The sequence below is a fragment of the Hymenobacter roseosalivarius DSM 11622 genome, from assembly GCF_900176135.1.
In the GTDB taxonomy this organism is placed as follows: domain Bacteria; phylum Bacteroidota; class Bacteroidia; order Cytophagales; family Hymenobacteraceae; genus Hymenobacter; species Hymenobacter roseosalivarius.
The window spans coordinates 25108-33182 of sequence record NZ_FWWW01000083.1 but is presented as its reverse complement, the minus strand read 5'-3'; the positions used below and the strand labels follow the sequence as shown (position 1 = coordinate 33182).

Here is an 8075-nt window from a genome sequence, read left to right as displayed (position 1 = left end):
AGTCTCCTTTTTTATGGGGTATATAACCTCAGCTCAAAAGCAGAGCGCCCACTACGCAGCTTAGAGTAAGCTGCGTAGTGGGCGCTCTGCTTTTAATAAAGTGCTCAATTTTTAGAACGGCGGGTCGTCATTCCTAAAATTGCTTTTGGGGAACGGTACCGGACTGGCTCCGTCGTTAATTTTACTTCCCAGCCGTATAGTATTAGGAGCAAAGCTGCCAGGATCTTCGTCGAACGTGCTGGCCGGAAAAGCGCCGGTATTGAAGCCTCCTGCGTCACCGCCGAAGCCCGCACCGTCTAGATCGGCAAATTTGGTAAAGCGGCCAATAAACTTGAGCTGCACCGTTTCGAGGGAGCCATTTCGGTGCTTGGCAATAATAACTTCGCCGGTACCTTGGGTTGGGTTACCCATTTCATCTTCCGTAATTTTGTAATATTCAGGCCGATAGAGGAAGATAACCATATCGGCATCCTGCTCGATAGATCCGGATTCGCGAAGGTCGCTAAGCTGCGGCTTCTTGTCGCCGCCGCGGGTTTCTACTGAGCGCGAAAGCTGCGACAGCGCGATAACCGGAATATTCAGCTCCTTGGCAATCCCCTTCAATGCCCGCGAAATGCTGGCAATTTCCTGTTCGCGGTTGCCAGCGCCCTTGCCTCCATCGGTGTTACCCGTCATCAGCTGCAAGTAGTCGATGATGACCATCTGAATATCGTGGTGAGCTTTGAGACGGCGGCATTTAGTGCGCAACTCCCGGATACTCAGCGCCGGGGTATCATCAATATAAATCGGGGCATTGGAGAGGCCAGTAATTTTTGTGTTGAGCTGGGTCCACTCGTAGTCGGCTAAGTTGCCCTTCTTAATCTTCTCCGAATCCAGCTCCGCTTCGGCCGAAATCAGGCGATTAACGAGCTGAATGGATGACATCTCCAACGAAAAAATAGCTACTGGCTTCTTGTGGTCTACGGCCGCGTTGCGCATCGCGGATACCACGAAAGCGGTTTTACCCATGCCCGGCCGAGCCGCAATAATTACTAAGTCAGATGGTTGCCAGCCGCTGGTTACGCGGTCCAGGGCCGTGAAGCCACTAGGTACGCCCGTGAGACCATCCTTCTGCTGGGCTTTTTCCTCCAACTCCTTGATAGCCTTGCCCATCAGGCTGCGCATATCATCGAAGTTCTTACGAATGTTCGACTCCGACACCTCAAACAGGGCCTGCTCGGTCTGGTCGAGCAGGTTGAATACGTCGGTAGTATCCTCGAAAGCGTCGCGGTGAATGGTGGAGGCTATATTAATCAGCTCCCGCTTAATGGCATTTTCGGTGATAATGCGGGCGTGATATTCGATGTTGGCCGCTGAATTGACCTTGAAGGTAAGGTTGGCTACGTAGTGGTGGCCGCCAGCGGGCTCCAGCTCGCCCATCTCCTTCAACTCATGAACAACCGTCAGAATATCAATGGGCTCTGACTTGTCAAACAGGTTCAGGATGGCCTTGAAAATGCGCTGGTGCTTATCGTCATAGAAGCTCAGGGGCTTCAGGATGTCGATAACCGTCGTCAGGGCATCTTTTTCGAGCATAAGTGCCCCGAGCACCGCTGCCTCCAACTCGCGGGCCTGGGGAGGCAATTTGCCCGCCGGCCCGGTCATGGACAGAGCGGCAGGACGGCCATTCAGGGCGGCGATGCCCCGCGAGGCCTGCAACTTTACGCGCTCATTCATCTGGTCGTTCATCACTGGGTGTTGGTACAAGGTAGTCAGCTTTAGAAGGTTTTGGTTCGCAACTCGCAGGATTTATTGTTCCTTGTCTTCTCTCTACTACCTGTTTTTTATGCTCAAAGGGGTGCAAATCTAGGAGCAGATTTCCAGAATTGGCAGGCGGAAAAATGCTTTCTTTTCGCTACCTGATCTTGATAAAAAATACGGGCGCTGCCCTTATAACAGTGCAGGTGTTGATTCGGCCCGAAGCAAGCCAAGTACCGCGACATCGAGCATCAACTTCTGCGTTGGGCTAGTACCTTTGCCGACCGGCTTTGCGCCGGTTTATCCTCGCTTCTATATTCCAGAAATGCCCCCCACGCCCACCGCGCTCCACCGCCTTCACCTGATTGCTATCGGGGGAAGTATTATGCACAACCTGGCGCTGGCGCTGCACCGCCGTGCCGCCCAGGTTACCGGCTCCGACGACGAAATTTTTGAGCCTGCTCACGGCCGCCTGGCTACTGCCGGAATTTTGCCCCCCAGCGAAGGTTGGTTTCCGGAAAAGATAACCGCTGACCTGGATGCCGTGATTGTGGGCATGCACGCACGGGCCGACAATCCCGAGCTGCTGCGCGCCCAGGAGTTGGGGTTACGCATTTATTCATTCCCTGAGTTCATCTACGAAGCTTCCCGCGATAAGCAACGGGTAGTTATCGGCGGCAGTCATGGCAAAACCAGCATCACCTCGCTTATTCTGCATGTGCTGCGCCATCACGGCCGCAAGTTCGACTATGCCGTAGGGGCGCAACTGGAAGGCTTCGACCTGATGGTGCAACTCACGGAGGAGGCGCCGATTATCATTATTGAGGGTGACGAATATCTCTCGTCACCAATTGACCGGCGGCCGAAGTTCCACTTGTACCAGCACCACATCGGGGTTATTTCGGGCATTAGCTGGGACCATATCAACGTATTTCCGACGGAGGAAAACTACCGCGAGCAGTTCCGCATTTTTGCCGAGATGACGCCCAAAGCCGGCGTACTTATCTACGACCGCGACGACGAGCAGGTGCAGCTCGTGAGCGTGCCCACTGACCCGGATGTGACATATATCGGCTACGGACCGCACGAGCATGTGGTGCGCGACGGCAAGACCTTTCTGCTTACCAAGAAAGACGACGAGATTCCAATTCAGATCTTTGGCGACCATAACCTGCGCAACATCTCGGCCGCGAAAGAGGTTTGCAAGCAGCTAGGCATCAAGGGCAAAGACTTCTTTGAGGCGCTGGCCACCTTTAAAGGCGCCGCCCGCCGTCTGGAGCTGGTGCGGACCGGCCACGATTCGGTCGTGTATAAGGACTTCGCGCATGCTCCTTCCAAGCTCAAAGCCACAGCAGCAGCCCTGAAAAAGCAGTTTCCAAAACGCCGCTTGGTGGCTTGCCTGGAGCTGCACACGTTCAGCAGCCTCAATCCGGCTTTTTTGCCCCAGTACGCCCACACCTTCGACGCGCCCGACGTGGCCATCGTGTACTTCAATCCGCAGGTGCTGGCTCATAAACGCCTCCCCGACTTGCTTCCAGAGCAAGTCGCCGCTGCTTTTCAACGTCCTGACTTGCGCGTGTTTACTGACAGCCGCGCTTTGGCCGCTTTCCTGCACGAGCAGAACTGGGCCGATGCAAACCTGCTGATGATGTCATCGGGCACATTTGATGGGCTGGACTTGGCAAAGCTGGCCGAGGTCGTAGCCAAGTAATTATAAGCGAAGCTGTTTAGAATTTCATAAAACCCAATCCAGATCAAGCATGACCCGCCCAGAGAAATCCTAAACAGCTTCAGTAACAAAAAGGGCCGCTGATTAGCGGCCCTTTTTTATTTATCGTTGGTCAGTTTTTTCGCCGGTCGCTTGTCCGTGGTCAGTAGCAGGGCCAGCGCGGTGAGGGTGAGGCGAAGTATCCACTTGCGGCTCATTAGCGAGCGAAGAAACTGTTGTTGCCTTCTACCTCTAGGTCGCAGCGGCTACCGCCGGTGTTTTCTTCGCACTCAGTGCCGGTAATGCGGCTTTTCTCGAAAGAGAAATAGCAGAACGTACACCCCACACTTGTCACGATATAGCGCTCGGCATTGGAGCGCAGGTACAGGCTGTTGTCAGTGGAAGTTTCCAGCGGAATAGCCATCGCGCGGTACATCCCGTTACGCAGTCCCATACCTACCAGATAATAGATAGCTTTGTCTTTAGGGCTGCCCTGCACCTTGCGAATGGAAGTTTTATCGATAACCGTACCGTCGCTGAACTGTCGGATAAAACCAGTTGCCAACTGTGCCTGGGGCACTACGTACTCCACCTTTCCTTCTATTACCCTTCCAACCAGCGTACTGTTGTGGTGCGCGTCGGCTCCGATTATTTCTGATTGCCGCCGTTCCAGATCAGTGGCATCCGTCGCATTTATTTCGGGAATGCCACGCCTACTGGTTTCACAAGCTGCCAGCAAAGCCAGCAGCACAACAAGTGAGGGCAATACACGCCGTACGAAGGACTGGGGGGCAAATTTCATTTGATATAGACAGTAGCGTCGGGATTAGCGCGCTTTATAATATTTACGCGCCTCCGGGAGCAGGCTTTGAATATCGCTGATGCGCGTTTCGTTGGAGGGGTGAGTAGAAAGAAATTCAGGTGGCGATGCGCCATTACTCCGAGCAGCCATGCGCTGCCAGAAGCCCACGGCTCCATCAGGGTTGTAGCCCGCCATAGCCATAAAGATAAGCCCCAATCGATCAGCTTCCGATTCCTGGTTGCGGCCGTAGCGTAGCAGGCCCAGTTGCGAGCCTACGCCAAACGCTTGCAGTGCTACTTGTTGGGTAGTAGCGGAGTTGGTCGAAAGGGCAGCCCCCAAGGCCTGACCGCCGAGCTGCTGCACCAAACCCTGACTCATGCGCTCACTGCCGTGCTTGGCTACGGCGTGCGCTATTTCGTGGGCCATTACCACGGCCAAGCCGTTTTCGTCTTGCGTAATAGGAAGAATCCCTGTATAAACGGCCGTTTTGCCCCCCGGCATAGCCCAGGCGTTCTGCTGCGCATCGTCCTGAATGAGGTTGAACTCCCAGGCATACCCAGCCAACTGATCCTGAGCATTTTGCTGGCGGAAATACGTTTCCACTGCCTGTTGAATACGCTGCCCCACCCGCCGGACCATAGCCGTCTGGGTGGAATTAGTGGAAAGCTTGCTTTGGCTGATTACCTCGCGGTACTGCTGGGCAGCCAGGGTATTTATCTCGGCATCAGACACCAAGCTAAGCTGACGACGGCCCGTAATCGGAACGGTAGAGCAGCCTACTGCCACAAACAGGCAACTGGCTACAAGAAACTTTTTAAACATGACAGAGAGGTTACTTTGGAGTAAAATGGCACTTATCTATCATAGCATATAGCATTTATAAGGCCAACTTAACTTAAAGCTCAGCTTTGGTAGCTTCCACCTATACGATAGCGCTAGGGGTAAATGTTTAGGGCTCACCACTCGGCCTCAGCAGTCATAAAATTGAAAGAGGCCTTATTTATTTCCTATGCCACAGAAATAGCCCTAATTTTGGCTGCACAGGCCTACGGCTGCGGGAGCCACTTTTTCTCAGGGTAAACCCTAGGCTGACAGGCCAAGCTGAAGTCACTAAGCATCCTACAGAAATGAAGATACTCTGCATCGGCCGCAACTATGCCGAACATATAGCTGAGCTTAAGAACGAAACGCCCGACGAGCCTGTCATCTTCGCCAAGCCCGACACGGCTCTATTGCAGCGAAATCAGCCCTTTTTCTACCCCGATTTCTCCCAGGATATTCACCACGAGATTGAGTTGGTGATGCGCATCTGCAAAAACGGGAAGAACATCGAGCCCCGGTTTGCTTTCAATTATTTCGATGCTATCGGGTTGGGTATTGATTTTACGGCCCGCGACCTGCAAAGCAAAGCCAAAGCCAAAGGTTTGCCTTGGGAATTGGCGAAAGGCTTCGATGGCTCGGCGCCGCTTTCTGCCACCTTTAAGCCCGTGGCTGAGTTTGCCGATCTGGCCAACATCAATTTCCGGTTGGAAGTGAACGGTGAGGTTCGGCAGCAAGGCAACTCCGGTATGATGCTGCACGATTTTGCGGCCCAGATTGCCTACATATCACGCTTTATCACGCTGAAAATGGGGGATTTGATTTTTACCGGCACGCCAAGCGGGGTAGGGCCCGTGCAAATCGGCGACCGGCTGGAAGGATATATAGAGAACGAAAAGCTGTTGGATGTTGCTGTTAAGTAAAGGGTTGAAAATTGTGCAGTACCAAGTTCGAGGCGTTAGTAAAATAATAAAACTGAGTGGGTTAGGTGTGGCGGTCGGAGCGGCAGCCCTTACGGTTATGAGTCTGCGGCCCGCCCCGTTTAATGGGCCTGTTGTACCGCGCCGCACTACCCAAGCGGTGCCCACAGCCAAGGCCAGCCGGCACATCACGCCTCTAGATAGCGTGCCGGCCTACTATTTCATGTTTCCCATCAAGCCCGGCAAGCCCAACTTTTTGGCGGGCAGCATGGGCGAGATTCGGCCCAACCACTTCCACGGCGGGCTCGATATCAAAACGGATGGCCGGGTTGATCTGCCCGTGTATGCTGCCGCCGATGGCTACGTGTCGCGGCTCAAGCAGTCGGCTTTTGGCTACGGCAATGTGCTGTATATCACCCATCCCAATGGGCTGACGACGGTATATGGTCACCTCAACCGCTTTGAGGGACCAGTGGCCGACTTCCTGCGGCAGCAGCAGTACGCCAAGCAAACCTTTGAACTGGAGCTGTTTCCGACGAAAAACCAGTTCGTAGTAAAGCGCGGTGAGATCGTAGCCTTGTCGGGTAATACGGGCGGCTCGGGCGGCCCGCACCTGCACTGGGAAGTGCGCGACCTGGAAGACCGGCAGCTGAATCCGTTGCGCTTTGGAGGATTTGCTGAGATTCAGGACCATGTGGCTCCTACCCTGCAGGCCTTTGCCGTGGAGCCGCTCAGCATTGAGGCCCGCGTATCGGGCCGCTTCGATAAGGCTGTTTTTACCCCAAAAAAGCCCCCCACGCCTCCCATTCCGGGTGCCCCCTATGCCTACCCCGATACCATCGCGGCATTCGGGACCGTGGGGTTGCTGATTCAGGGCTTCGACCGCTTCGATCTGGCCTCTAACCGCAATGGTCTGCAACGGGTGGAAGTGCGCGTAAATGGGCAGCCGCTCTACCGCTATGTTATCGATGCTGTACCCTTCAGCGACTCACGGCAGATCTCGCAGCACATTGACTACCAGTGGCAACAGACCAACGGCCGCACCTTCGAGAAGCTGTTCGTGGACGATGGCAACACGCTACCAATTTATACTACCAACGGCGTTAAGGGCAAGCTGCGGGTAGAAGAGGGCTCACTCTATACAGTGGAAGTGCGGATGAGCGACTCCTACGGTAATACGACACCCTTCACGTTTGTGCTGCGCGGCCAGAAGCCGGTTTACTACAAAACGCGCAACGCTAGCGTGCGAAAGCCGGCCCTGCGCTATGATATCAATCGCAATATTCTCAAGGTAGTCGCCACCGACCCGGATACCAGCCGCCAGGGGGCAAATATTACACTGTTGCGCGGCAACCGCCGCCTCGAAGTCGTGCCGAGCTACACGGTACAAAGCGAGAACGTGTACCTCTACGATCTGCGCGCCGGCCTGCCCGATTCCATTCGCTTCGGGCAGCTGACGAAGGCCTTTGAGCCGCAAGCCCTTATTCCGGCTGCTTCAGAACAGGCCTTTAGCAACGGACTCCAGAATCTGGTTTTCTCTCCCCTCACGCTGTTCGACACCTTGTATCTGCAAAATAGCTACAAGGAAGGGCTTTGGACAATCCATAATGCGCGCACGCCGTTATTTAAGCCCCTGCAAGCTACCCTGAAGCCGACCATAGCCGTGGCCGACAAAACCCGATCCGCCGTGTATATGATTAATTACAAGGGTGCCCGTATCTATCAGGGGGGCAAATGGGATGGCGAACAGATCACATTTCCCGTGAAAATATTCGGCTCCTTTCGCATCCTGACCGATACGCTCGCCCCTACTGCGCGGCTGGTGCGCAAGTCGCCGGCGGGCCTCACCTTCGTGGTAGCCGATAACCTTTCGGGGCTCAGTAGCTACCGCTTACTGGTGAATGGGCAGTGGCGTATGTTGCGCTACGAGTACAAAAACGCTACCTTATTCACCGATCCGCAGGATAAAACAGTGCCGCTGGCAGGCGAGGCCGAGCTACGCCTGACGGATCAGGCTGGCAACGAAAAAATCTTGCAGTTCAAGATTTGACAGTTGGCTGGTGGACAAAACGTCCGTCATGCTGAGCAG

General features: G+C 54.5%; 6 protein-coding genes. 3 read left to right on the top strand and 3 right to left on the bottom strand.

Translation table 11 applies throughout. The annotated features are described in order from the left end of the window. Positions 1-111: 111 nt before the first annotated feature. Positions 112-1644, bottom strand: a complete 1533-nt coding sequence (gene dnaB / locus B9A24_RS15340; RefSeq protein WP_234997344.1) for a replicative DNA helicase — start codon at positions 1642-1644, stop codon at positions 112-114. Between the two features lie 418 nt (positions 1645-2062). Between dnaB and B9A24_RS15335 the strand changes: the two genes are divergently transcribed. Next, positions 2063-3448, top strand: coding sequence for a UDP-N-acetylmuramate--L-alanine ligase (locus B9A24_RS15335; RefSeq protein ID WP_084446904.1), 1386 nt, complete (start codon positions 2063-2065; stop codon positions 3446-3448). A 214-nt stretch (positions 3449-3662) separates the two neighbouring features. Here the strand turns inward: B9A24_RS15335 and B9A24_RS15330 are convergent, their stop codons facing one another. Both B9A24_RS15330 and B9A24_RS15325 read right to left on the bottom strand, forming a co-directional pair. Beyond that, the gene (locus B9A24_RS15330) at positions 3663-4247 is read right to left on the bottom strand and encodes a hypothetical protein (RefSeq protein WP_084446903.1); all 585 of its coding nucleotides are present in this window, start codon (positions 4245-4247) and stop codon (positions 3663-3665) included. 24 nt (positions 4248-4271) lie between these two features. Further along, positions 4272-5069, bottom strand: a complete 798-nt coding sequence (locus B9A24_RS15325) for a M48 family metallopeptidase (RefSeq protein ID WP_084446902.1) — start codon at positions 5067-5069, stop codon at positions 4272-4274. Positions 5070-5374: 305 nt separating this feature from the next. Here B9A24_RS15325 and B9A24_RS15320 point away from each other — a divergent pair, with 305 nt between their 5' ends. Further along, on the top strand, positions 5375-5989 hold the full coding sequence (locus tag B9A24_RS15320) for a fumarylacetoacetate hydrolase family protein (RefSeq protein WP_084446901.1): 615 nt from the start codon (positions 5375-5377) through the stop codon (positions 5987-5989). Positions 5990-6086: 97 nt separating this feature from the next. Then, a complete protein-coding gene (locus B9A24_RS15315) occupies positions 6087-8036 on the top strand; it encodes a M23 family metallopeptidase (RefSeq protein ID WP_159452070.1) in 1950 nt (649 codons plus the stop codon). Positions 8037-8075 lie beyond the last annotated feature (39 nt).

Excerpts from the sequence above, each read along its gene's own strand:
- dnaB (WP_234997344.1), bottom strand. The coding sequence starts at position 1,644 with ATGACCGGGCCGGCGGGCAAATTGCCTCCCCAGGCCCGCGAGTTGGAG.
- B9A24_RS15335 (WP_084446904.1), top strand. The coding sequence starts at position 2,063 with ATGCCCCCCACGCCCACCGCGCTCCACCGCCTTCACCTGATTGCTATC.
- B9A24_RS15330 (WP_084446903.1), bottom strand. The coding sequence starts at position 4,247 with ATGAAATTTGCCCCCCAGTCCTTCGTACGGCGTGTATTGCCCTCACTT.
- B9A24_RS15325 (WP_084446902.1), bottom strand. The coding sequence starts at position 5,069 with ATGTTTAAAAAGTTTCTTGTAGCCAGTTGCCTGTTTGTGGCAGTAGGC.
- B9A24_RS15320 (WP_084446901.1), top strand. The coding sequence starts at position 5,375 with ATGAAGATACTCTGCATCGGCCGCAACTATGCCGAACATATAGCTGAG.
- B9A24_RS15315 (WP_159452070.1), top strand. The coding sequence starts at position 6,087 with ATGAGTCTGCGGCCCGCCCCGTTTAATGGGCCTGTTGTACCGCGCCGC.